The following is a 25164-nucleotide window of genomic DNA, read 5'->3' on the forward strand; positions in this document are numbered from 1 at the left end:
GCATTTTCCGCCCTTCTCTCCGCGCGATCAGCGCCGCAGATTGCTGATGCCCATCAACATGCCCATGCCGATGAACAGCGTCACGGTGGCGGTGCCGCCATAGGACATGAAGGGCAAAGGCACGCCCACTACCGGCAGGATGCCGGACACCATGCCCATGTTGACGAAGGCGTAGACGAAGAAGGACATGGTGATCGATCCCGCCATCAATCTGCCGTACAGCGTCTGGGCGCTGGCGGTGATCATCATCGCTCGGCTCAGGATCAGCAGGTAGAGCACCAGCAGCACAGCGTTGCCAGCCAGGCCGAATTCTTCGGAATAGACGGCGAAAATGAAGTCCGTCGTCCGCTCCGGGATGTAATCCAGGTGGGTTTGGGTGCCGTTGAGCCAGCCCTTGCCCCAGGGGCCGCCGGAGCCGATGGCGATCATGGACTGGATGATGTGGTAACCGGTGCCCAGCGGGTCGGTAGTGGGGTCGATCAGCGTCAGCACCCGCTTGCGCTGGTAGTCGTGCAGATGGTTCCAGACGACGGGCAGGCTGGCGGCGGCCATCACCGCGCCGGCCAGAATCACTTTCCACGGCAGTCCGGCGAAGAACAATACGAAAAAACCGGCGGCGGTGATCAGCAGCGCGGTGCCGAGATCAGGCTGCTTCAGCACCAGGCCCACCGGCACCAGCATGATGGCGGCGGCGATCAGGTAATGCCACCAGCGCAGCGACAGCTCGTATTTCTGGAAGAACCAGGCCAGCATCATCGGCAGCGCGATCTTCAGGATTTCCGACGGCTGGATGCGGGTGATGCCCAGGCTCAGCCAGCGGGTGGAGCCGTTGACCGTGATGCCCTTGAAGTGCACGGCGATCAACAGCAGCACGCCCAGCACATAGATGGGCGGCGCGAAGTTCATCACGCTTTGCGGCCGCATCCGCGCGATCACCCACATCACGGCCAGCGCCATCGCGGTGTAGATCAGCTTGTTGTCTATCTTGTCGAAAGACTGGTTGTTGGCGGAGTAGAGCAGCACCATGCTGACCGCGAAGATCAGGCCGAGGAACAGCATCAGCCAGCCGTCGAGCGGCTCGCGGATTTGTTGCCAGATGTGTTTAATCAGCGGCGTCTTCACGTACGTCTCCGTTTTCCATCGGCACGGTCTTGAGCAGGCCGGCCAGGTCGCTGCGGATCTTGCCGGTCAGGTAGAAGTCGAACAGGCCGCGGGCCACCGGCGCGGCGGCGGCGGCGCCGAAGCCGGCGTTCTCCACGATGATGGCCACCGCGATCTTGGGTTTTTCCACCGGCGCGAAGGCGATGAACCAGCTATGGTCGCGGTACTGCTCGGCCAGCGCGGCGGCGTTGTACTTGGCGCCCTGCTTGATCGCCACCACCTGGGCGGTGCCGGTTTTACCGGCCATCGAGTACTGCAGGCCGACGCCGACGCGGGCGCCGGTGCCGGAAATCATCACGTTGCGCATGCCTTCCTTGATGTAGTCGAAGTACTCCTGCGGATATGGCAGCTGCTTGACCGGGCGCGGCTCGATCTGGCGCACGGTGCCGGTCTGGGAGTCCACCACCTGCTGCACCAGGTGAGGCTTGAACACCGCGCCGCCGTTGGCCATGATGGCGGTGGCGTTGGCCATTTGCAGCGGCGTGTAGGCGTTGAAGCCCTGGCCGATGCCGATGCTGACCACGTCGGCCGGATACCAGCGCCGCACTTCGGGTTTGTAGCGGGCGAAGCGCTTGGCTTTCCATTCTTTGGACGGCAGCACGCCGGTGGCTTCGCCGTCCAGATCGATGCCGGTCCTGCTGCCCAGGCCGAAGGAGCCGACCACCGGGTGGATCTTGTCTATGCCCATGTCCCAGGCCAGCTTGTAGAAGAAGGTGTCGCTGGACACGGTGATCGCGCGCTGCAGGTTGACCATGCCGTTGCCGCTTTTTTTGCTGTCGCGGAACTGGTGGCTGGAGCCTGGCAGGGTGAAATAGCCGGGCGCCGGGCGGATGTCGTGCATGCCTATGCTGTGGGTGACCAGCGCCGCCATCGCCATGAAGGGCTTGAAGGTGGAGCCGGGCGGGTAGGTGCCGCGCAGCGCGCGGTTGATCAGCGGCTTTTGCCAGTCGGCGTTGAGCGCGGTCCAGGTCTGGGTATCGATGCCGTCGATGAACAGGCTGGGGTCGAAGCCCGGTTTGGACAGGAAGGCCAGCACGCCGCCGGTATTGGGGTCGATCGCCACCAGCGCGCCGCGCCGCGCGCCGAACAGCTTGTCAGCCACCTCCTGCAGCCGGATGTCCAGCGCCAGCTTCAGCGTGTTGCCATTGACCGGCGGCGTGCGGCGCAGGCTGCGTACCGCGCGGCCGCCGGAGTCGGTTTCCATTTCCTCGAAGCCCACCTGGCCGTGCAGGTCTTCCTCGTACACCGCTTCCAGGCCGGTTTTGCCGATGTAGTTGGTGCCCTTGTAGTTGGTGGTCTTGTCCTCTTCCTCCAGCCGTTCCTTGTCTCGTTGGTTGATGCGGCCGATATAGCCCAGCACGTGGCTGGTCATCTCTTTGTAGGGATAGTCGCGGAACAGCCGGGCCTTGACTTCGACGCCGGGCAGCTCGTAGCCGTGGGCGGCCACGCGGGCGGCCTCCTCGTCGGTCAGCTTCACCTTCAGCGGCACCGCTTCGAAATTCTTGCTTTCGCCCAGCAGCTTCTTGAACAGCTTCTCGTCGCGGGGGCTGACGTCGGCCAGCGTTTTCAGCTTGGCGACAGTGGCGGCGAGGTCGGGAATCTTGCTGGGGGTCAGCTCCAGCGTGTAGGCCGAGTAGTTGCGCGCCAGCACCACGCCGTTGCGGTCCAGTATCAGGCCGCGGCTGGGCAGGATGGGCACCAGCGAGATGCGGTTGTTCTGCGCCAGCGTGGAGAAATGGTCGTGCTGCAGCACCTGCAGCCAGACGAAGCGCGCGAGCAGCACCAGAAACATCAGGATGATCAGCGCGTAGGCGATGATCAGCCGCAGCTCGAACTGGGCTTCTTCGGACTGCGGGTTTTTGAAACGGTTGGGGCGGCGCATGGATCAGTCGGGTTTCATGCCGTGTGGTGGCGGTAGGGAATCAGCATCAGCTTGGTCAGCAGCGGCCACAGCAGCGCGCCGATCAGCGGCGGCAGGAAATAGCTCCAGCCGACGAAGGCGGAGCCGGTCAGCATCCGCGCCACCACCATGATCAGCTGGTTGGTCAGCATCAGCCCCAGGACCACCAGCGCCTGCTGGCCCAGGTTGAACATCACCAGCTGGCGCTGGCGGGACAGGGCGAGGAAGGCGGTGACGGAGTAGGCCAGCGCGTGCTGGCCGAACACGCCGGCGGTGGTCACGTCGGCGACGATGCCCATCATGAAGGCGATGCCGATGTTGACTCGCCGCGGCTGGTTGATCACCCAGTACAGGATCAACAGGCCGATGAAGTCCGGCAGCCAGCGCGTGCTGCCGTGCGGCAGCGGCACCAGCTCGATCAGCACCGCGATCACGAAGGTGGTCAGGATGAAGCGGCGCTTGACCGGCTTGAGCAGTTCCTTGGGACGGTCCAACGACATCTGGGCTTACTCCTCGTCGGCGGACTTCTTGCCGCCCTTGGTCTTCTTGTCCGGCGCCGGCGCAGGCTCCGCCGGCCGCGGCCGGGTCTCCTTGGCCTGCATCACCAGCACGTAGCGGGTCTGCTGCACGCCGGCCAGCGGCAGCGTGCTGACGCGGGTGAAGGCGGCGCCCGGATTGCGCTCCACCTTGCTCACCACTGCGACCGGGATGCCTTCCGGATAAATGCCGTCCAGGCCGGAGGTGACGATGCGGTCGTTTTCCTTCACGTCCGCGCTTTGCGGCAGGTAGCGCAGTTCGATGCCGCCACCGTAACCATAGAGGATGGCGCGCTCGCCGGTGCGAGCCACCATCACCGGCACCATCTGGTTCTTGTCGATGATCAGCGTCACTTCGGCGGTCAGCGGCTGCACGCGCGTCACCTGGCCCAGCAGGCCGCGCGAATCCACCACCGGCTGGCCGGCCTGCAGCTTGGCGTCGTCGCCCTTGTCGATGATGATCTTGTAGGAAAACGGGTCGCGCCCGGTGTACAGCGTCTCGGCGATCTGAGCCGAATCGTCGCGTTGCGGACGAATGCCGTTCAGCTGGCGCAGTTCGTTCAACTCGCGCTCCAGCGTCTGCAGCCGCCCGAGCTGGGCCGCCATCTGCAGTTGCTTCTCGCGCAGTTCGGTGTTTTCCTGCTTCAGCTCCGCTTGCGAGGTCAGGTAGTCGCCGGCGTGGCGCATCGCCTGGGCCGGCATGTTGACCGCGCGCTGCACCGGGTACAGCGCCAGCGACAGCGCCTCGCGCGCCTGCTCCATCAGGCCGTAGCGGCTATCGCCGATCAGCAAGGCGATAGACGCGACCACGCTCATGGCCAGGCGCGCAGCCGGAGGCGGCCCGGAGCGGAAGAAGCTTGGGGTGTTGGCGAAATCCATGGCCACAGCCACCGCGCCTTGACGGCGCGGCGTTCGCTCGGGTTAGTTCGTTGCTGGAAGTTTAAGGCACGTTGGTGAAAATGGTGCCGATCTTGTCCATTTTCTCCAGCGCCTTGCCGGAGCCGCGCACCACGCAGGTCAGCGGTTCTTCGGCCACGAATACCGGCAGGCCGGTCTCTTCCGCCAGCAGGCGGTCGATGTCCTTCAGCAGCGCGCCGCCGCCGGTCAGCACCATGCCCTTCTCGGCGATGTCGGCGCCCAGTTCCGGCGGGGTTTGCTCCAGCGCGATCTTCACCGCGGAAACGATCTGGTTCAAGGGTTCGGTCAGCGCTTCCAGGATTTCATTGGAAGACACGGTGAACGCGCGCGGGATGCCTTCGGCCAGGTTGCGGCCCTTGACTTCCATTTCGCGCACCTCGGCGCCCGGGAAGGCGGAGCCGATGGTTTTCTTGATTTCCTCGGCGGTGGTTTCGCCGATCAGCATGCCGTAGTTGCGGCGGATGTAGTTGATGATGGCTTCGTCGAACTTGTCGCCGCCGACGCGCACCGAGTTGGAATAGACCACGCCGCCCAGCGAGATCACGCCCACTTCAGTGGTGCCGCCGCCGATGTCCACCACCATGGAGCCGGTCGGCTCTTCCACCGGCAGGCCGGCGCCGATCGCGGCCGCCATCGGCTCTTCGATCAGCTCGACCCGCCGCGCGCCGGCGGCCAGGGCCGAGTCGCGGATCGCCTTGCGTTCCACCTGGGTGGAGCCGCAGGGCACGCAGATCACGATGCGCGGGCTGGCGGCGAAGAAGCGGTTGGGGTTCACCTTCTTGATGAACTGCTTCAGCATTTGCTCGGTGACGGTGAAGTCGGCGATCACGCCGTCCTTCATCGGACGGATGGCCTGGATGCTGCCCGGGGTGCGGCCCAGCATGCGCTTGGCTTCCAGGCCGACGGCCAGGATCGATTTCTTGTTGGTCGGCGCGTCGTTGTGGATGGCGACGACCGAGGGCTCGTCGAGGACGATGCCCTTGCTGCGCATGTAAATCAGGGTGTTGGCGGTGCCGAGGTCGATGGCGAGGTCGTTGGAGAAGTATCCGGTCAGCGAACGAAACATTGGGCGGTCCTGGTCAGTTTTCGTCAGTGGCGGACGCCGGCGGCGTCCGTAAAAATCCAGTTTAATCTGTAGCAGGCCCGTCTCCCCGCCTTTTTAACAGGGGTGGCAACTATTCACCGTCATCCGGCGCGGCGCGGGGGCGCATCCTTGCGCCGGCGCGGCCCTTTCCGGAACGGTTTTTGCCGGCGGCGCCCGGCGGCGGAGCTGGCCTGCGTTTCTTGGCCCCGGCGCAAGCTTTCATGGGGTGGAAAATGCCCCCGGAATGCGTCGCGGCGCAATGTCGATCTTGGGAGAATCAAACGGGGTATGATACCCTATAAAGCTTGAAATATTAAAGGTTTTAACGAGGAAGCCATGTCGCTGACGCATCAGGATGTCGCACGGATCGCCAAGCTTGCCCGCATCAATGTGAGCGAGGCGGAAATCGCCGCCACCGCGGACCAGCTCAACAATATTTTCGGCCTGATCGAGAAGATGCAGGCCGTGGACACCGCCGGCATCGAGCCGATGGCTCACCCGCAGGACGTTTCGCTGCGCCTGCGCGACGACGTGGTGACGGAAGCCAACCGGCGCGAGGCCTTCCAGGCGGTCGCGCCGCAAGTGGAAAAAGGCCTGTTCCTCGTTCCCAAAGTGATCGAGTAAGCCTGTGAGCCGTCCCGGCGCGATTGGTTCCCGAAAAATCGCCGGCGGGGCCCGACTATTCGGATAGCAAGATTTGATTGAAATGACACAAGCCACCCTCAAGCAATTGTCGCAACAGTTGGCGGCCAAGCAAGTCTCCAGCGTGGAGCTGGCCGGCCAGTATCTGGATCGCATCGAAGCGCTGAACCCGAGGCTCAACGCCATCGTCACCGTTGACCGCGAGAAGACGCTGGCCGAGGCGAAGGCCGCCGACGTCCGCCTCGCGGCCGGCAATGCCCACGCGCTGACCGGCGTGCCGCTGCTGCACAAGGATCTGTTTTGCCAGCAAGGCTGGAAGACCAGCTGCGGCTCCAGGATGCTGGACAACTTCGTTTCTCCGTACAGCGCCCATGTGGTGGAGCAATGCGCCGCCGCCGGCATGGTGACGCTGGGCCGCGCCAATATGGATGAATTCGCGATGGGTTCGTCCAATGAGAACTCGTTTTACGGCGCGGTGAAGAACCCGTGGGATCTGAGCGCCATCCCGGGCGGCAGCTCGGGCGGCTCGGCCGCCGCGGTCGCCGCGCGCCTGGCGCCGGCGGCCACAGCCACCGATACCGGGGGCTCCATCCGCCAGCCGGCCAGCCATTGCGGCGTCACCGGCATCAAGCCGACCTACGGCGTGGTGTCGCGCTACGGCATGGTGGCCTACGCGTCTTCGCTGGATCAGGGCGGCCCGATCGCCCAGACCGCCGAAGACTGCGCGCTGATGCTGAACGTGATGGCCGGCTTCGACGAGCGGGACTCCACCAGCCTGGAGCGCGCCAAGGAAGATTATGCGCGCGATCTGAACCAGTCCTTGGCTGGCCTGAAGGTGGGCTTGCCCAAGGAGTACTTCGCCGCCGGCCTGGACGCCGATGTCGCGCGGGCCGTCGACAATGCCGTGGCCGAACTGAAGAAGCTGGGCGCGGAGGCGGTGGAGATCGCGCTGCCGAACACCGAGCTGTCGATCCCGGCCTATTACGTGATCGCGCCGGCCGAGGCCTCGACCAACCTGTCCCGCTACGACGGCGTCCGCTACGGCCACCGGGCCAAGGAATACAAGGACCTGGTGGAAATGTACGAGAAGACTCGCGCCGAAGGCTTCGGCGACGAGGTCAAGCGCCGCATCCTGGTGGGCAGCTATGTGCTGAGCCATGGCTACTACGACGCCTACTACCTGAAGGCGCAGAAGATCCGCCGCCTGATCGCCAATGATTTCCAGGCCGCGTTCCAGCAGTGCGACGTGATCCTGGGGCCGGTGGCGCCGACCGCCGCCTTCAATATCGGCGAGAAGTCCGGCGATCCGGTGCAGATGTACCTGTCCGACATTTACACCTTGTCGGTGAATCTGGCCGGCCTGCCCGGCATGAGCGTGCCGGCCGGCTTCGCCGCCAACGGCCGACCGATCGGCCTGCAGATCATCGGCAATTACTTCGCCGAGGCCAAGATGCTGAACGTCGCGCACCAGTTCCAGCAGGCGACAGACTGGCACGCCAAGGCGCCGGCGCTGTAATGCCGGCGGCTGCGCGACGCGAATGCCGCGTAGGGCGCGCCGTGTTGAATGTTTGCTGCCTGCGCGCGCCTGGTCTTCGCGCCGCTCGCGCGGGCTCAGAATTTAAGTTTCCATGGGTGCGGCTGCGCCCTGGCATGAAAAGGATTTTCCGACCATGAAATGGGAAGTCGTCATCGGTATCGAGGTGCACGTGCAGCTCAATACCGCCTCCAAGATTTTCTCCGGCTCCAGCACCGCCTTCGGCGCGGAACCGAACACCCAGGCTTCGGCCGTGGAGCTGGCGCTGCCCGGCGTGCTCCCGGTGCTGAACCGCGCCGTGGTGGACAAGGCGATTCGCCTGGGCCTGGCGCTGGACGCCAAGATCAACCAGAAGAATGTGTTCGCGCGCAAGAACTACTTCTATCCCGATCTCCCCAAAGGCTACCAGATCAGCCAGATGGACCTGCCCATCGTCGAGCACGGCCAGCTGAAAATCCTGGTCGGCGATCAGGAAAAAGTCATCGGCGTGACCCGAGCCCACATGGAAGAAGATGCCGGCAAGAGCCTGCATGAAGACTTCCAGGGTCTGTCCGGCATCGACCTCAACCGCGCCGGCACCCCGCTCTTGGAAGTGGTGTCCGAGCCGGACATGCGTTCGGTCGACGAGGCGCTGGCCTACGTCAAGGCCTTGTACACGCTGGTGACCTGGCTGGGCATCTGCGACGGCAATATGCAGGAAGGCAGCTTCCGCATGGACGTCAACGTGTCGGTGCGTCCGGAAGGCCAGAAGGCATTCGGCACCCGCCGCGAGATCAAGAACCTCAACTCCTTCCGCTTCCTGGAGCAGGCCGCCAAGTACGAAATCCAGTGGCAGATCGACACGCTGGAAGACGGCGGCAAGGTGCAGCAAGCTACCGTGCTGTTCGACCCGGACAGCGGCGAAACCCGCATGATGCGCAGCAAGGAAGACGCGCATGATTACCGTTACTTTCCGGACCCGGACCTGCTCCCGGTGCGCATCTCCGACGAGCAGATCGCCCGCATCCAGGGCGAAATGCCGGAGCTGCCGGGCGCGATGCAGGGCCGTTTCGTGGAAAGCTACGGCGTCTCCGCCTACGACGCGGCGCTGCTGACTTCCAGCCTCAAGCAGGCGGAGTATTTCGAAGCCGCGGCCAAGGCATCCGGCCAGGGCAAGCTGGCCGCCAACTGGATCAACGGCGAAATCGCCGCGCGCCTGAACCGCGACGGCAAGGACATCGCCGACTGCCCGATCTCTGCGGAGCGCCTGTCCGGCCTGATCGCGCGCATTGCCGACAACACCCTGTCCAGCAAGCTGGCCAAGCAGGTATTCGACGCCTTGTGGGACAGCGATCTGTCCGCCGATGACATCATCGAGCGCGACGGCTTGAAGCAGGTGTCCGACGTCGGCGCCATCGAGAAAATGGTGGAAGAAGCCATCGCCGCCAACCCCAAGGCGGTGGAGGAATTCCGCGCCGGCAAGGAAAAGGCGCTGAACGCGCTGGCCGGCCAAGTGATGAAAGCGTCCAAGGGCAAGGCCAATCCGGCCCAGGTGCAGGACATCCTGCGTCAGAAGCTGTCCTGATCGCTGGATCGCGAGCGGCGACATGGCGGCCATAGCGGCCGTCATGTCGTTTTTTAAATACATGGGTAAAAATTGCCGCGGTTAATGTGTTGCTTTTCCTGAAGATGCTTGTTGTTCAAACAGTTCCATCGGCAATTATTGCCGCCCTGTTGCATTCCTTGCGACTCGCAATGTTCACATCCCACTTTTACTGGCGGATTTAAGTCTCTGATTTGTTTCAGATTCCGTTTTGAAGCGCGCCCGTAAGTCATTGTCTCAAAAGGCGAATTAGAAAAACCCTATGTTGACCGTAGGGCGGTTCTTTCTTATAGTGGCGGAAAGTGGGGTAAAGTGGGTGAAAGTGGGGAAATTCTTCCCCCAGAGCGACGGCTCTGTTTTCTCGGTCAGCGGGTTCTCAAATCATGATTGGTGGCGTCAGCATCTTGTCTCTCGATAGCAAGGGGCGCTTGGCTATTCCGGCCAAGCACCGCGAGACGCTGCTGTCCGCGTTTGGGCACAAGCTGGTCGTCACCCTCGAATCCCAGGACCACCTGCTGCTGTACCCCGAACCCAACTGGCGCCCGGTCGAGGCCCGTCTGCTGGCTCTTCCCACCGGCAATCCCACCCTGAAACGCTATCAACGACTGGTGCTCGGCCATGCCGAAACCCTGGAGATGGATTCCGCCGGCCGCGTCCTGCTGCCGGCCCGCCTGCGCGAACTGACCGCGCTGGACAAGGACGTTGCCCTGGTAGGCATGGGCAATCGATTCGAACTGTGGAATGCCGAGGAATGGGACAGCCAGACCGCTGACGCGCTGGCCATAGACCCTGCCGATTTGGCGCAACACCTTGGAGATTTCACGCTGTGAGCACCCCCACCTTCGTGCACCGCACGGTATTGCTGACCGAAGCGGTCGACGCCCTCGCCATCCGCCCTGATGGCGTCTACGTTGACTGCACCTTCGGTCGCGGAGGCCACAGCCGGTTGATCCTGTCGAAGCTAGGCCCCTCAGGCCGGCTGATCGCTTTCGACAAGGACTTGGAGGCCATCGCCGTCGCCGACAGGCTGGCGGCGGAAGACTCCCGCTTCAACATCGTGCACAACGGTTTCGAGACGCTGTCCGCCGAACTCGCCCGCCTGGGCGTGGCCGGCGTCGACGGCGTGCTGATGGACCTGGGCGTGTCGTCGCCGCAGATCGACGACGGCAGCCGCGGTTTCAGTTTCCGCTTCGACGCGCCGCTGGACATGCGTATGGATACCACCCGCGGCGTCACCGCCGCCGAGTGGTTGGCAACGGCCGACGAGGCCGATATCAGAGAGGTCATCAAGACTTATGGTGAAGAGCGGTTTGCTCGCAAGATCGCAGCAGCCATTGTTGCGCAACGGGGGGAAATCCCCATCACGACCACCCGCGAGCTCGCTGTGCTCGTTGGGCAAAACGTCCGTACTCGGGAACCGGGTCAAGACCCGGCTACGCGCACCTTCCAGGCGATCCGGATCTTTGTGAATCGGGAGCTGGACGAACTGAAGGCGGTATTGCCGCAGGCTGCCCGCCTCTTGAACGAGAACGGCCGCTTGGCGGTGATCAGCTTCCACTCGCTGGAGGACCGCATCGTCAAGCAGTATCTGCGCGACGTCAGCAGCGAGGAAAAGCTGCCGGCCTGGGCGATGGTGCGCGCGGCCGACATGGCCAAGCCGCCGATCGATCTGGTCGGCAAGGCGATTCGCGCCGGCGACGAGGAAGTGCGCGAGAACCCGCGCGCGCGCAGCGCCATCATGCGCGTGGCCGAGCGCACCGCCGCGCCGTGGCGGGAGGTCGACGCATGAACAAGCTCAACGCGACGCTATTGGCGATGGCCGTGTTCTCCGCCTGGTCGGTGATCACGTCCACGCATGTGTCGCGCAAGCTCTACAGCGACTTGCAGAAGGAAACCAAGTCCGCGCAGCAGCTGGAGGTCGAGTTCGGCCAGCTGCAGCTTGAGCAGAGCACCTGGGGCGCGCACGCGGTGATAGAGAAGGCTGCGTCCACTCGCCTCGACATGCACACGCCCGATCCGCGCCAGATCCAGGTGATCTCGGCCAAGGGGGCGCTGTGATGCGCGCCGGTTCCAGCTACAGCGTCCGCACCCGTCCCGCGCCGGCCAGCCCGGCGTTGCGGATGACCAGCGTGCGGGTGCGCTGCGTGCTGCTGATGCTGGCCTTGCTGTTTCTGGCGCTGATCGCCCGCGCGGTCTATCTGCAGGTGGTGCAGCAGGACTTCCTGCAGAATCAGGGCGAAGCCCGTTTCCGCCGCACGCTGACGCTGGAAGCCAACCGCGGCGTGATCACCGATCGCAACGGCGAGCCGCTGGCCATCAGCACGCCGGTGCAGACCATTTGGGCGAGTCCCGCCGACATGGAGCCGGTGCCGCCTGCCAAATTGCGCGAACTGGCCGGCCTGCTCGATCTGTCGCCGGAAGAGTTGTCGGCCAAACTGTCCGACCGCAAGAAAGAGTTCGTCTACATCAAGCGCCAGATCAGCCCGGAGCTGGCGGAGAAGGTGATGGCGCTGGGCGTGCCAGGCATCGCCAAGCAACAGGAATTCCGCCGCTTCTACCCGACCGGTGAAATCATGTCCCACATCATTGGCTTCACCGGTGTGGATGGCAAAGGCCAGGAAGGCGTCGAGCTGGCGCGCGAGAAGATGCTGTCCGGCAAGGACGGCCGCCGCGTGGTGTTGAAGGATAGGCGCGGCCACATCATCGAAGACGTGGCCGCCATCGAGCCGCCGCGCGACGGCCAGAAGCTGGCGCTGGCGGTGGACCAGCGCATCCAGTACCTGGCCTACAGGGAGATCAAGGCCGCGGTGGAGGCGAACAAGGCGAAGGCCGGCAGCGTGGTCGTGCTGGACGCGCACAGCGGCGAGCTGCTGGCGCTGGCTAATTTCCCGTCGTTCAACCCCAATAATCGGGTCGGCGTGACGCCGGAAATGATGCGCAACCGCGGCGTGATCGACTTGTTCGAGCCTGGCTCCACCATGAAGCCGTTGTCGATCTCGCTGGCGTTGGAGCATCACAAGGCCAGCCTGAAAACGGTGCTGGACACGCACAGCTACATGATAGGGCCGGCCACCATCCGCGATGTGTCGCCGCAAGCCAGCCTGGACATCCTCGGCATCATCCAGAAATCGTCCAATGTCGGCACCAGCAAGCTGGCGCTGATGAGCAGTCCGGAGGAGTTCTGGAAGCATTACGACGCGCTGGGCTTTGGCCGCGCGCCTGAAACCGGCTTTCCCGGCGAGGCCGGCGGCCGCCTGCGGGATTGGCACAAGTGGCGGCCGATCGAGCAGGCCACCATGTCTTTCGGCTACGGCGTGTCGGTCAGCCTGATCCAGATGGCGCGCGCCTACACCATCTTCGCCAACGACGGCGTGATGTTGCCCATCTCTTTGTATCGGACGGCGAATCCGATGCCGGGCAAGCGAGTGCTGGACACCGGCACCGCGCATGAAATGCGCGATCTGCTGATCGCCAACAGCCAGCCGGGCGGGGGCGCGGTCAACGGCCGCATCATCGGTTACAGCATCGGCGCCAAGAGCGGCACCGCGCGCAAATTGGAGGGCCGCAGCTACGTGGCCAACAAGCACCGAGCGCTGTTCATGGGCTTCGCGCCGGGCCATGCGCCCAAAGTGATCGTGGCGGTGATGATAGATGAACCCTCGGCGGGCAAATATTACGGCGGCGCGGTGGCAGCGCCGGTGTTCGCCAATGTGGCCGGCGGCGCGCTGCGGACGTTGAACGTGCCGCCCGACGAGCCATCCAACAACACTTTATTGCCGGAATCGACCCCGGTTCCGGCGGATTTCTAAGATCATGAAGAGCCGTTTGACTGCGTTGCCGGATTGGGATCCGGCCTTGTTGCAACAGCTGGGCCTCCCCATCAAGCGGGTAGAGGCCGACAGCCGCCGCGTGCTGCCGGGCGACGTGTTTCTCGCCTGCCGGGGCGAGTACGTCGACGGCCGCGATTTCATTCCCGCCGCGCTGGAAAAAGGCGCTGCCGCGGTGCTGTGGGACGACGCCGACGGCTTTGTCTGGAAAGCCGAGTGGCAGGCGCCCAATTTGGCGGTGCCCAATCTGCGCGAGCGCGCCGGCATCGTCGCCGCCCACGTGCTGGGCCAACCGTCGCGCGATCTGACCGTGGTCGGCATCACCGGCACCAACGGCAAGACCTCCATTTCCCATTGGCTGGCGCAGGCTTTCTCGCTGCTGGGCCAGAAAGCGGCCTTGATCGGCACCGTCGGCAACGGCTTCTATGGCCAATTGACCGAAACCACCCACACCACGCCGGATCCGGTGACGGTGCAGCAGAAGCTGGCCGAGTACCGCCGCCAGGGCGCGCACGTGGTGACGATGGAAGTGTCCAGCCATGGCCTGGACCAGTTCCGCGTCAACGGCGTCGAGTTCGCCACCGCGGTGTTCACCAACCTGACCCGCGACCACCTCGACTACCACGGTTCGATGGAAGCCTACGGCGAGTCGAAGAAGAAGCTGTTCTTCTGGGAAGGCCTGAAACACGCGGTGATCAACGCCGACGACGCTTTCGGCCGCCAGTTGGCCGCCGGGATCGATCCTAAGCAGACCCGCGTGGTCACCTACGGCCTGGAGCAGGGCGATGTGCGTCCGCTGGCGCTGGCCGCCACGCTGGAAGGCCTGCAGCTGACCGTGGCCACGCCGTGGGGCGCGGTCGACGTGCGCACCGGCCTGGTCGGCCGCTTCAACGCCGCCAATCTGCTGGCCTGTCTGGCCACGCTGTGCGTCAACGGCGTCAGCCTGCGCGACGCCGCCGCGGTGATGGCGCGCATCCAGCCGGCGCGCGGCCGCATGCAGAGCGTGGGCGGCGCGCATGAGCCGCTGGTGGTGATCGATTACGCCCATACCCCCGACGCGCTGGAAAAAGCGTTGGCCACGTTGTCAGAGATCCGCCCCGCCGGCGGCAGGCTGTTCTGCGTGTTCGGCTGCGGCGGCGACCGCGATCCCGGCAAGCGTCCGATGATGGGCGCCATCGCCGAAAAGCACGCCGACGTGGCGGTGCTGACCAGCGACAACCCGCGCAGCGAGGACCCGCAGGCCATCATTCGCGATGTGCTTTCCGGCATGGATGCCGCCAAGACGCACGTGGAGGCCGACCGCGAGGCCGCCATCCACTGGGCGGTGGGCCAGGCCAGGGTGGGCGACGTGGTGCTGGTGGCCGGCAAGGGCCACGAGGAATACCAGGACATCGCCGGCGTCAAGCGGCCGTTCTCCGACTTCCGCGTGGCGGAAGAAGCGCTGACCGCGTGGGGAAAGCCGCGATGATGACGCTGAGCCAAGCCGCCCGCTTCGCGCAAGGCCGCCTGATCGGCGCCGACGGCGAAGTGCTGCGCGTGATCACCGACAGCCGCCAGGCGCAGCCGGGCGACCTGTTTGTCGCGCTCAAGGGCGAGCGTTTCGACGCCCATGATTTCGTCGCCGAGGTGGTGGCCAAGGGCGCCGCCGCGCTGGTGCGCGACGGCTTCGAATTGGCCGGCGCCAGCCTGATCCAGGCGGGCGACGACACCCGGCTGGCGCTGGGCCGCCTGGCCGCCGGCTGGCGCGAGACGCAGCCGGCCGTCCGTATCGGCGTCACTGGCTCCAACGGCAAGACCACGGTCAAGGAAATGCTGGCCGCGATTCTGCGCGCCCACGCCGGCGACGACGCCGTGCTGGCCACCGCCGGCAATTTCAACAACGACATCGGCCTGCCGCTGACGCTGCTGCAACTGAAGCCGCAACATCGCTACGCGGTGATCGAGATGGGCATGAACCATCACGGCGAACTCCGCTACCTGACCGGGCTGACCCGGCCGCAGGTGGCGCTGGTCAATAACGCGATGCGCGCCCACTTCGGCCATTTCGGCTCCACCGAGGACGTTGCCCGCGCCAAAGCCGAAATTTTCGAAGGCCTGGCCGACGGCGGCGTGGCGGTGGTCAACGCCGACGATGCCAATCTGCCGCTGTTCCGCGCGGCCGCAGGCGGCCATCGCCAGCTCAGCTTCGGCCTGGAGCAGGCTGACGTGAGTGCGCGCGGCCTGGTCCTGTCGGCGCTGGGCAGCCGCTTCACGCTGCGCTCTCCGGCGGGTGAAGCGGAGATTTCGCTGCCGGCCCCGGGCGAGCACAACGTCAGGAACGCGCTGGCCGCTGCCGCCGTCGCCTTGGCGCTGGACGTGCCGCTGACCGCCATCGCCCAGGGACTGGCCGCCTTTGGCGGCGCCAAGGGACGTCTGCAGATCAAGCAAAGCCCGCGCGGCCTGACCGTGATCGACGATAGCTACAACGCGAACCCGGATTCGATGAAGGCCGGCATCGACGTGCTGGCCGGCCTGCCTGGTCCGCGCTGCTTCGTGATGGGCGATATCGGCGAGCTGGGCGAGGCTGCGCCGGCGCTGCATGCCGAAGTCGGGGAACACGCGCGCCTGCGCGGCATCGAACAGCTCTTCGCGCTGGGCGAGGCCTCGCGGCGCGCGGTGGCCGCCTTTGGCGAGACGGGACAAGGTTTTGATTCGATTGACGAGCTGTTGGAGTGCCTGGATAGCCGGCTGGCGTCGGGTACCGCCGTTCTGGTCAAGGGGTCGCGCTTCATGCGCATGGAACGGGTGGTGGAACACCTGATGCAAGCAAAGAAAGAAGGAGTGTAAGGTGCTGCTCTGGCTAGCTGACCTGTTGGGCTCGCATATCCGGGCCTTCAATGTTTTCAACTACACCACGCTGCGCGCGGTGATGGCGGCGCTGACCGCGCTGGCCATCTCGTTGTTGATGGGGCCTTGGGTGATCCGCAAACTGACCGAGTTGAAGGTGGGCCAGGCGGTGCGCAACGATGGTCCGCAGACCCACCTGGTCAAGGCCGGCACGCCGACCATGGGCGGTTCGCTGATCCTGCTGGCGATCACCCTGACCACGCTGTTGTGGGCTGACCTGTCCAACAAATACGTGTGGCTGCTGCTGGCGGTGATGCTGGGCACCGGCGCGCTGGGCTTCTACGACGACTGGCGCAAGGTGGTGTACAAGGACCCCAAAGGCGTGTCCGCCAAGTTCAAGATGGCGTGGCAGTCGGCCATCGCCATCGGCGCCGGCGTGTTCCTGATCGCCACCGCCAAGCTCCCGGCGTCCACCGAGCTGATCGTGCCCTTCTTCAAGACCGTCGCGTATCCGCTGGGCGCGGTGGGTTTTTGCGTGCTGACCTATTTCGTCATCGTCGGCACCTCCAACGCCGTCAATCTGACCGATGGACTGGATGGCCTGGCGGCGCTGCCGACGGTGCTGGTGGCGGCCGGCTTGGCGGTTTTCGCTTATGTCGCCGGCCATGCGGTGTTCTCCAAATACCTGGGCTTGCCCTTCATTCCCGGCGCGCACGAGGTGGTGGTGTTCTGCGCGGCGATGTGCGGCGCTTGTCTCGGCTTCCTGTGGTTCAACGCCTATCCGGCCCAGGTATTCATGGGCGACGTCGGCGCGCTGGCGCTGGGCGCCGCGCTCGGCGCAGTGGCCGTGATCGTGCGCCAGGAGATCGTGCTGTTCTTCATGGGCGGTCTGTTCGTGATGGAAGCGTTGTCGGTGATGATACAGGTGACCTCGTTCAAGCTGACCGGCAAGCGCGTGTTCCGCATGGCGCCGCTGCATCACCACTATGAGCTGAAGGGCTGGAAGGAAACCCAGGTGGTGGTGCGCTTCTGGATCATCACCATGATGCTGGTGCTGGTCGGCCTGTCGACGCTGAAGCTGCGCTGAGGACGGATGAGATGGATTACGCCAATCGACATGTGACGGTGGTGGGGCTGGGGGGCTCGGGCCTCGCGGCCGCGCGCTACCTGGCCGCCCACGGCGCGAGCGTGCGCGTGGCCGACGCCAAACCGTCCGCCGAGCGGCTGGCCGAGCTGGAGCGCCATCTGCCGGGCGTAGAGGTGATTGTCGGCGCGTTCGACGACGCCACCTTCGCCGGCGCCGACCTGCTGGTGGTCAGCCCCGGCGTGCCGTTGGCCAATCCGGCCATCGCGGACTTCCGCCGCGCCGGCGGCGAAGTGGTCGGCGATATCGAAATCCTGGCGCGGGCGATCCGGGGCGACGGCAGCAAGGTGATCGCCATCACCGGCTCCAACGGTAAGAGCACGGTCACCAGCCTGGTGGGCCATTTGTGCGAGGCCGCCGGACTGGACACCGTCGTCGCCGGCAACATCGGCCTGGCGGTGCTGGAAGCGCAGCTGGAACGCGAGCAGAGCGGCAAGCGCCCCGATGTGTGGGTGCTGGAGCTGTCCAGTTTCCAGCTGGAGTCGACATTCACGCTGCAGGCCGACGCCGCCACGGTGCTGAATATTTCCGAGGACCACCTCGACCGTTACGCAGATTTGCTGGACTACGCGCACGCCAAGACCCGGGTATTCAACGGCACGGGCGCGCAGATATTGAACAAGGACGATGCGCTGGTGCGCGCCATGGTCCGCCCCGGCCATGCGCTGAAGTGGTTCTCGCTGCAAGGCGAGGCCGATTACGCGCTGGCCGTGGAAGAGGGCCGCTATTGGCTTAGCGTGCAGGGCGAGAAAGTGTTCGACTGCGCCGAGATGCAGCTGCAAGGCCTGCACAACGCCGCCAATGCGATGGCCGGGCTGGGCCTGTGCCAAGCGATAGGCCTGTCGCTGGACACGCTGCTGCAGGGATTGAAAACCTTCCGCGGACTCGAGCATCGCGTCGAGCTGGTAGACGAATTCGGCGGTGTCGCGTTTATCGATGATTCCAAGGGCACCAATGTCGGCGCCACTGAGGCGGCGCTGAATGGCATGACCCGCCCCGTGGTGCTGATCGCCGGCGGCGACGGCAAGGGCCAGGATTTCGCGCCCTTGAGGCCGGCGTGCCAGCGCATCGCGCGCGCGGCGCTGCTGATCGGCCGCGACGCGGACAAGATTGAGCAGGCGCTGGGGGGAAGCGGGCTCACGCTGGAGCGCTGCGGCACGCTGGAGGAGGCAACCCGCCGCGCGGCGGCGATGGCCCAGCCGGGCGACGTGGTGCTGCTGTCGCCTGCTTGCGCCAGCCTGGACATGTTCCGGAATTATGCGCATCGGGCGCAGGTGTTCATCGATACCGTCGCCGCGGTGAAGGCGGAGCGGGCATGATCCGCAATCCGGCCAGCCGCTATACGGCGATCACTCCCTTGGACGAGGCCTTGGCCTGGGCGCTGGCGTTATTGCTGTCCATCAGCCTGGTGATGGTGTATTCGGCGTCCATCGCCTATGCGGAAGCCGACGCGGCGACGCAGAACCGTTACTTCTACCTGATCCGCCACGTGGTGTTCATGGTGATCGGATTGTCGGCGGCGTTCGCGGCGTTCCAGATACCGACGTCTTTCTGGCAAAAGTACTCGGGAAAGATTTTCCTGATCGGGCTGGTGATGCTGGTGCTGGTGCTGATTCCCGGCATCGGCAAGGTAGTGAACGGCTCGCGGCGCTGGATCAACCTGTTTGTGCTGAACCTGCAGCCGTCCGAGGTGATGAAGCTGGCCACAGTGCTGTACGCGGCGGATTACACGGTGCGCAAGAGCCACTTGTTGCACAGCATCAAGGAAGGCTTCGCGCCGATGTTCGCGGCGATGGTGGTGGTGGCTTTCCTGCTGCTGCGCGAGCCGGACTTCGGCGCGCTGATGGTGGTGATGAGCATCGCGATGGGCGTGCTGTTCCTTGGCGGCATCAATATGCGCATCTTCTCCGGACTGGCGGCGATGGCGGTGGTGGCCATCGTGCTGTTGATCATCTCCTCGCCGTACCGGCTGAAGCGGGTGCTGGGCTTCATGGACCCGTGGGACGATCCCTACGGCAAGGGCTACCAGCTGTCCCACTCGCTGATCGCCATCGGCCGCGGCGAGTGGTTCGGCGTGGGGCTGGGCGGCAGCATAGAGAAATTGTTTTACCTGCCGGAAGCGCACACCGACTTCATCATGGCGGTGATCGCCGAAGAGTTCGGCTTCGCCGGCATCTGCGTGGTGGTGGGGCTGTACGCCTGGATCGTGCGTCGCGCCTTCCACATCGGCGTGGAGTCGAAAAAGCTGGAGCGCTACTACCAGGCGCTGGTGGCGCAGGGCATCGGCATTTGGCTGGGCATCCAGGTGTTTTTCAACATCGGGGTGAACATGGGCCTGCTGCCGACCAAGGGTTTGACGCTGCCGCTGATGTCGTTCGGCGGCTCGGCGATGCTGATGAATTTGATCGCGGTGGCGGTGCTGCTGCGGGTTGACTATGAGAATCGGCGCATCATGCGCGGTTACAAGGTTTGATGAAGATGGCGAATCGCACGGTCATGGTGATGGCGGCTGGCACGGGTGGACACATCGTCCCCGGCCTCGCCGTGGCCAAGGAATTGCAGCAGCGCGGCTGGCAGGTGGTGTGGCTGGGCACCCGCCGCGGGATGGAGAACAAGCTGGTGCCGCCGTCCGGCATTCCGCTGGAGCGGCTGAATTTCCACGGCGTGCGCGGCAAGGGCCTGCTGGGCTCGGTCAAGGGCGCGCTGCAACTGGCCGGCGCGTTCTTCAGCAGCGCGGCGCAGATTTTCCGCCATCGCCCGGACGTGGTGCTGGGCATGGGCGGCTATGTCTGCCTGCCTGGCGGCGTGATGGCCGGCCTGCTGTGGAGGCCGCTGGTGCTGGTCAACGCCGATGCCAGCCTGCTGCTCAGCAACAAGGCGTTGCTGCCGTTCGCCAAGAAGCTGGCCTGCGGCTTTGACGGCAGCGCGGCGACAGCGCCCAAGGCGCTGGTCACCGGCAACCCGGTGCGGCGCGAGATCGAGTCCATCGCCGCGCCGGCCGAGCGTTTCGCCGGCCGCAGCGGTCCGCTGAAGGTGCTGGTGGTGGGCGGCAGCCTGGGCGCCAAGGTCTTGAATGAGGCGTTGCCGCAGGCGATGGCCAAGCTGCCGGCCGACAAGCGGCCGCAGTTGACGCACCAGACCGGCGAGGCCAACTTCGCCGCGGTGGAGGCGGCCTACCAGGCAGCCGGCCTGTCCGGCGCAGTGGAGCTGCTGCCCTTCGTCGACGACATGCCTAAGCGCCTGGCCGAGTGCGATCTGGTGATCTGCCGCGCAGGCGCGATCACGGTGAGCGAGCTGTGCGCGGCCGGCGTGCCCAGCATGCTGGTGCCGCTGGTGGTGTCCACCACCAGCCATCAGCGCGACAACGCGGAATGGATGGCCGGCGCAGGCGCCGCCTGGCATCTGCCGCAAAAGGAATTGAACGCCGACGGGCTGGCAGGCCTGTTGGCGACGCTGGACAGAGACCAACTGCTGGAAAAAGCCGAGCGCGCGCGCGCGCTGGCCCGTTCCGGCGCGGCCGGCCGGGTGGCCGACTTGTGCCAGCAGCTGGCCGGGGATAGAACGGACGCCGACAGAGCGTCCCAGTAGAGACACAGACATGAAACACAGGGTCAAACACATACATTTCGTCGGCATCGGCGGTGTAGGCATGTGCGGCATCGCCGAGGTGCTGCACGGTCTGGGCTACACCGTGTCCGGTTCCGACATGGCCGACGGCGCCACCACCAAGCGGCTGGCGGCGGAGGGCGTTCGCGTGTTCTTCGGCCACGACGCCACCTATATGGAAGGCGCCGACGTGGTGGTGACTTCCACCGCGGTGAAGGCTGACAACCCGGAAGTGCTGGCGGCGCGCGACAAGCGCATCCCGGTGATTCCGCGGGCGATGATGCTGGCCGAGCTGATGCGCTTCAAGCAGGGCATCGCCATCGCCGGCACCCACGGCAAGACCACCACCACCAGCCTGACCGCGTCGGTGCTGGGCGCGGCCGGTCTGGACCCGACCTTCGTCATCGGCGGCAAGCTGACCGCGGCCGGGACCAACGCCAAGCTGGGCCTGGGCGAATTCCTGGTGGCCGAGGCCGACGAGTCGGACGCGTCCTTCCTGCATCTGACCCCGGTGATGGCGGTGGTGACCAATATCGACGCCGACCACATGGACACCTACGATCACAGCTTCGACAAGCTGAAGCAGGCTTTCGTCGATTTTCTGCAGCGGATGCCGTTCTACGGCCGCGCGGTGCTGTGCGTCGACGACCCCAATGTCCGCGAGATCCGCGAGCGGGTGACCAAGCCGGTCACCACCTACGGTCTGGACGATTCGGCCGACATCTACGCCGAGAACGTGCGCGCCGCAGCCGGCCAGATGCATTTCGACGTGGTGGTGAAGAACGGCGCGATCACCCGTTTCCCGGTGGTGCTGAACTTCCCGGGCCGCCACAACGTGCTCAACGCCTTGTCCGCGATCGCCATCGGTCTGGAGTGCGGCGCCAGCATCGAAGCCATCCAGCAGGGCTTGTCCGAGTTCGCCGGCGTCGGCCGCCGCTTCCAGCGTTACGGCGAGGTGAAAGCCAAGGACGGCGGCAGCTTTACCCTGATCGACGACTATGGCCACCATCCAGTGGAAATGGCCGCAACGCTGGCAGCGGTGCGCGGCGCCTTCCCGGGCCGCCGGCTGTTGTTGGCTTTCCAGCCGCATCGCTATACCCGCACCCGCGATTTGTTCGAAGACTTCGTCAAGGTGCTGTCCGGCGTCGACGCATTGCTGCTGGGCGAAGTGTACGCCGCCGGCGAAGCGCCGATCGTGGCGGCAGACGGCCGGGCGCTGGCGCGCGCGGTGCGCGTGGGCGGCAAGGTAGAGCCGCTGTTCGTCGAGGCCATCGCCGACCTGCCGCAGGCCATTCTGGACGCGGCGCAGGACGGCGACGTGGTGGTGACCATGGGCGCGGGCTCGGTCGGCGCGGTGCCGGCCAAGGTCGTGGCGCAGGCGGTTTGACAGAATTTCCGCCCGCGCCGCCGGCGCGGGCTTGTTGAGGACAGATAGATGAAGCAGTACGGCAAAGTGGCGGTGTTGATGGGCGGGAGCTCGTCCGAGCGCGAAGTGTCGCTGATGAGCGGCGCCGGAGTGCTGGCGGCGCTGCAGTCCAAGGGCGTGGACGCCCATCGGTTCGATCCGTCGGAAAAGCCGTTGTCGGCGTTGAAGGAAGAAGGTTTCGACTGCGTGTTCAACATCCTGCACGGCCCCTTCGGCGAGGATGGCACCGTGCAGGGCGCGCTGGAAGCGCTGGCCGTGCCGTACACCGGCTGCGGCGTGATGGCCTCGGCCATCGCCATGGACAAGTGGCGCACCAAGCTGTTGTGGAAGGGCGCGGGCTTGCCGATCCCGGCTTTCGAACTGCTGGACGAGAGCAGCGATTTCGATGCGATCGAAAAGGCGCTGGGCCTGCCCATCTTCGTCAAGCCGTCGACCGAAGGCTCGAGCATCGGCGTGACCAAGGTGAAGCGGCCGGGCGAGTTGCGCGCGGCGTTTGAAGAGGCGCGCAAGTACGACGACGTGGTGATCGCCGAGCAGTTCATCGGCGGCGGCGAATACACCTGCGCGGTGATCGGCGAGACGGCCTACCCGACGATCAAGATCGAGCCGGCCACCGAATATTACGACTACCAGGCCAAGTATTTCCGCGACGACACGGTCTACCGTTGCCCGTCCGGCCTCGCGCCGGAAGTGGAGGCCCGGGCGCGCGAGCTGGCTTTGAAGGCGTTCAAGGTATTGGGTTGCCGCGGCTGGAGCCGGGTGGACTTCCTGATGGACGACGCGGGCGAGATTTATCTGCTGGAAGCGAATACCAGCCCAGGCATGACCAGCCATAGCCTGGTGCCGATGGCGGCGCGGGCGGAAGGCATCGCTTACGAAGACCTGTGTCTGAAGGTATTGGATACGGTGCATGTGGGATAACCATCAGCTGCTCAGGGGCCTGGCCAATCTGATGCTGGGCGCCGCGGCGCTGATGCTGCTGTACGCGGGGGGATTCTGGCTGACGCACGCGCCAGTGTTCCCGGTGAAGAAGATACGGATACAGGGCGACATGAACCGGGTGACGGCCGAACAGCTGAAATTCATCGCGGAGCACGAACTGTCCGGCACCTTCTTCACGCTGGATATCGACAAGACGCGAGCCGCCTTCGGCAAGTTGCCGTGGGTGCGCGATGCGCAGGTGAGACGGCGCTGGCCGGACGCGCTGGATATCACCGTGGAGGAGCATGCGGCGCTGGCGCGCTGGGGTGAGAACGGCTTGGTCAATACCCGCGGCGAGCGTTTCGACGCCGCCACCGACGCCAAGCTGCCGGTGTTTTATGGTCCGGCCGGAGCGGAGAAGGACATGACGGCGATGCTGACGCAAATGCGCCAGGCGCTGCAGCCGTCTGGCCTGGCGCCGCGCGAGCTGTGGCTGTCGTCGCGGCGGGCGTGGAAAGTGGTGCTGGACAACCAGTTGCAGTTGGAGCTGGGACGTAATGACGCGGTGGCGAGGGCGGAGCGCTTCGCCACCTACTGGAAGAGCGAGTTGGCGCGGTTGCCGTATCACATCGAATACGTCGACCTGCGCTACCCGAACGGATTCGCCGTGCGGATGCCCGATTACAAGGCGCCGCCGGCCAAGGGAAACAAGTAATTAGGCGTTGGAGCGACAGGTGAGCAAACCCAAGGAAAGCAAGAACATGCTGGTCGGCCTGGACATCGGCACCTCCAAGATCGTGGCGATCGTGGCCGAGGTGCTGGAAGACGGCCAGCTCAATATCGTCGGCATGGGCCACACCCCGTCGCGCGGCCTGAAGCGCGGCATGGTGGTCAATATCGAATCCACCGTGCAGGCGATCCAGCGCGCGCTGGAAGAGGCCGAGCTGATGGCCGACTGCAAGATTCACGAAGTGTTTGTCGGCATCGCCGGCAGCCACATCAAGAGCGTGAACTCGCATGGCATGGTGGCGATCAAGGACCGTGAAGTCACCAAGATGGACATCGATCGCGTGATCGAGACCGCGCGCGCGGTGACCATCCCGCCGGATCACCAGGTGCTGCACATCCTGACCCAGGAATACAGCATCGACGGCCAGGAAGGCGTGCGCGAGCCCTTGGGCATGAGCGGCGTGAGGCTGGAAGCCAAGGTGCACATCGTCACCGGCGCGGTGTCTGCCGCCCAGAACGTGACCAAGTGCGTGCGCCGCTGCGGCCTGGAGGTGTCCGACCTGGTGCTGCAGCCGATGGCGTCGGCCATCGCCGTGCTGTCCGAGGACGAAAAAGACCTGGGCGTGTGCCTGATCGACATCGGCGGCGGCACCACCGACATCGCCGTCTACGTGGGCGGCGCCATCCGCCACACCGCGGTGATCCCGATCGCCGGCGACCAGATCACCAACGACATCGCCATGGCGCTGCGCACCCCGACCAAGGAGGCCGAGGACATCAAGATCCAGCACGGCGTGGCGCTGGTGGGCATGGCCGACCCGGCGCAGATGATAGAAGTGCCGGGCGTCGGCGAGCGCGGTCCGCGCCAGATGTCGCGCGCCACGCTGGCCGAAGTGGTCGAGCCGCGCGTTGAAGAATTGTTCCAGCTGGTGCAGCAGGAGCTGCGCCGCAGCGGCTTCGAGGAAATGTTGTCGTCGGGCATGGTGCTGACCGGCGGCGCCAGCCTGATGCCGGGCATGGTGGAGTTGGCCGAAGAGGTGTTCCATCTGCCGGTGCGCGTCGGCGTGCCCAAGTACGTCGGCGGCCTGGCGGAAGTGGTGAAGACGCCGCGCTTCTCCACCGGCGTGGGTCTGCTGTTGTATGGCAAGGATCAGATTCAGGGCTATGCCGGCCCGGTGAAGTCGGAATCGGCTGGCGTGGGCCAGATGTTCTCGCGCATGAAGGCGTGGTTCGGCAGCAATTTCTAAGCATTGAGGGCGGCTGGCCTTGGGCCGGTTGCGATTCGACCAGGTAGTTCGGGCGCAGTGAAGAAGCAGTGGATTGGCTCA

At 65.2% G+C, this 25164-nt stretch carries 22 protein-coding genes; 17 read left to right on the top strand and 5 right to left on the bottom strand.

Annotation, left to right across the window (positions count from 1 at the left end; translation table 11 throughout):
- Positions 1-27: 27 nt before the first annotated feature.
- The 5 genes from rodA to DK842_RS09515 form a co-directional block, all read right to left on the bottom strand.
- Positions 28-1122: a rod shape-determining protein RodA gene (rodA, locus tag DK842_RS09495; RefSeq protein WP_114061250.1), complete on the bottom strand. Its 1095-nt coding sequence runs from the start codon at positions 1120-1122 to the stop codon at positions 28-30.
- A complete protein-coding gene (gene mrdA, locus DK842_RS09500) occupies positions 1103-3043 on the bottom strand; it encodes a penicillin-binding protein 2 (RefSeq protein WP_114061251.1) in 1941 nt (646 codons plus the stop codon). The genes rodA and mrdA overlap by 20 nt, the downstream gene beginning before the upstream one ends.
- Positions 3044-3057: 14 nt before the next feature.
- Positions 3058-3561, bottom strand: coding sequence for a rod shape-determining protein MreD (mreD, locus tag DK842_RS09505; RefSeq protein ID WP_114061252.1), 504 nt, complete (start codon positions 3559-3561; stop codon positions 3058-3060).
- A gap of 6 nt (positions 3562-3567) precedes the next feature.
- A complete protein-coding gene (mreC, locus tag DK842_RS09510; RefSeq protein WP_114061253.1) occupies positions 3568-4476 on the bottom strand; it encodes a rod shape-determining protein MreC in 909 nt (302 codons plus the stop codon).
- A 61-nt stretch (positions 4477-4537) separates the two neighbouring features.
- Complete coding sequence (locus DK842_RS09515) at positions 4538-5581, bottom strand: rod shape-determining protein (RefSeq protein WP_011137903.1); 1044 nt, start codon at positions 5579-5581, stop codon at positions 4538-4540.
- A gap of 354 nt (positions 5582-5935) precedes the next feature.
- On the opposite strand from DK842_RS09515, the gene gatC reads away from it, so the two are divergent.
- The 17 genes from gatC (at position 5936) to ftsA (ending at position 25083) form a co-directional block, all read left to right on the top strand.
- Entirely contained in the window at positions 5936-6223 is a 288-nt protein-coding gene (gene gatC, locus DK842_RS09520) for an Asp-tRNA(Asn)/Glu-tRNA(Gln) amidotransferase subunit GatC (RefSeq protein WP_114061254.1), read from the top strand.
- 82 nt (positions 6224-6305) lie between these two features.
- Complete coding sequence (gene gatA / locus DK842_RS09525) at positions 6306-7757, top strand: Asp-tRNA(Asn)/Glu-tRNA(Gln) amidotransferase subunit GatA (RefSeq protein ID WP_114061255.1); 1452 nt, start codon at positions 6306-6308, stop codon at positions 7755-7757.
- Positions 7758-7911: 154 nt separating this feature from the next.
- On the top strand, positions 7912-9339 hold the full coding sequence (gene gatB / locus DK842_RS09530) for an Asp-tRNA(Asn)/Glu-tRNA(Gln) amidotransferase subunit GatB (protein ID WP_114061256.1): 1428 nt from the start codon (positions 7912-7914) through the stop codon (positions 9337-9339).
- 401 nt (positions 9340-9740) lie between these two features.
- Positions 9741-10187, top strand: a complete 447-nt coding sequence (gene mraZ / locus DK842_RS09535; protein ID WP_048403606.1) for a division/cell wall cluster transcriptional repressor MraZ — start codon at positions 9741-9743, stop codon at positions 10185-10187.
- Positions 10184-11146 (top strand): 16S rRNA (cytosine(1402)-N(4))-methyltransferase RsmH, encoded by a 963-nt coding sequence (gene rsmH, locus DK842_RS09540; protein ID WP_114061257.1) that lies wholly within the window; start codon positions 10184-10186, stop codon positions 11144-11146. Before mraZ ends, rsmH begins: the two co-directional genes overlap by 4 nt.
- On the top strand, positions 11143-11415 hold the full coding sequence (ftsL, locus tag DK842_RS09545) for a cell division protein FtsL (RefSeq protein ID WP_114061258.1): 273 nt from the start codon (positions 11143-11145) through the stop codon (positions 11413-11415). The genes rsmH and ftsL overlap by 4 nt, the downstream gene beginning before the upstream one ends.
- Entirely contained in the window at positions 11415-13166 is a 1752-nt protein-coding gene (locus DK842_RS09550; RefSeq protein WP_114061259.1) for a peptidoglycan D,D-transpeptidase FtsI family protein, read from the top strand. Before ftsL ends, DK842_RS09550 begins: the two co-directional genes overlap by 1 nt.
- Before the next feature lie 4 nt (positions 13167-13170).
- Positions 13171-14652: a UDP-N-acetylmuramoyl-L-alanyl-D-glutamate--2,6-diaminopimelate ligase gene (locus tag DK842_RS09555; RefSeq protein WP_114061260.1), complete on the top strand. Its 1482-nt coding sequence runs from the start codon at positions 13171-13173 to the stop codon at positions 14650-14652.
- Complete coding sequence (locus DK842_RS09560; RefSeq protein WP_114061261.1) at positions 14649-16010, top strand: UDP-N-acetylmuramoyl-tripeptide--D-alanyl-D-alanine ligase; 1362 nt, start codon at positions 14649-14651, stop codon at positions 16008-16010. Before DK842_RS09555 ends, DK842_RS09560 begins: the two co-directional genes overlap by 4 nt.
- 1 nt (position 16011) lies before the next feature.
- Positions 16012-17097, top strand: a complete 1086-nt coding sequence (gene mraY, locus DK842_RS09565; protein ID WP_114061262.1) for a phospho-N-acetylmuramoyl-pentapeptide-transferase — start codon at positions 16012-16014, stop codon at positions 17095-17097.
- A gap of 11 nt (positions 17098-17108) precedes the next feature.
- Positions 17109-18473 (top strand): UDP-N-acetylmuramoyl-L-alanine--D-glutamate ligase, encoded by a 1365-nt coding sequence (gene murD / locus DK842_RS09570; protein ID WP_114061263.1) that lies wholly within the window; start codon positions 17109-17111, stop codon positions 18471-18473.
- Complete coding sequence (gene ftsW / locus DK842_RS09575; RefSeq protein WP_114061264.1) at positions 18470-19627, top strand: putative lipid II flippase FtsW; 1158 nt, start codon at positions 18470-18472, stop codon at positions 19625-19627. The genes murD and ftsW overlap by 4 nt, the downstream gene beginning before the upstream one ends.
- A 5-nt stretch (positions 19628-19632) precedes the next feature.
- Complete coding sequence (gene murG, locus DK842_RS09580; protein WP_114063691.1) at positions 19633-20742, top strand: undecaprenyldiphospho-muramoylpentapeptide beta-N-acetylglucosaminyltransferase; 1110 nt, start codon at positions 19633-19635, stop codon at positions 20740-20742.
- Positions 20743-20752: 10 nt separating this feature from the next.
- Positions 20753-22147, top strand: a complete 1395-nt coding sequence (murC, locus tag DK842_RS09585; protein WP_114061265.1) for a UDP-N-acetylmuramate--L-alanine ligase — start codon at positions 20753-20755, stop codon at positions 22145-22147.
- A 48-nt stretch (positions 22148-22195) separates the two neighbouring features.
- A complete protein-coding gene (locus tag DK842_RS09590; RefSeq protein ID WP_114061266.1) occupies positions 22196-23107 on the top strand; it encodes a D-alanine--D-alanine ligase in 912 nt (303 codons plus the stop codon).
- On the top strand, positions 23097-23822 hold the full coding sequence (locus tag DK842_RS09595; RefSeq protein ID WP_114061267.1) for a cell division protein FtsQ/DivIB: 726 nt from the start codon (positions 23097-23099) through the stop codon (positions 23820-23822). Before DK842_RS09590 ends, DK842_RS09595 begins: the two co-directional genes overlap by 11 nt.
- A 19-nt stretch (positions 23823-23841) precedes the next feature.
- Complete coding sequence (gene ftsA, locus DK842_RS09600; protein ID WP_114061268.1) at positions 23842-25083, top strand: cell division protein FtsA; 1242 nt, start codon at positions 23842-23844, stop codon at positions 25081-25083.
- The last annotated feature ends 81 nt before the right edge of the window (positions 25084-25164 follow it).

The sequence above is a fragment of the Chromobacterium phragmitis genome (assembly GCF_003325475.1).
In the GTDB taxonomy this organism is placed as follows: Bacteria; Pseudomonadota; Gammaproteobacteria; order Burkholderiales; family Chromobacteriaceae; genus Chromobacterium; species Chromobacterium phragmitis.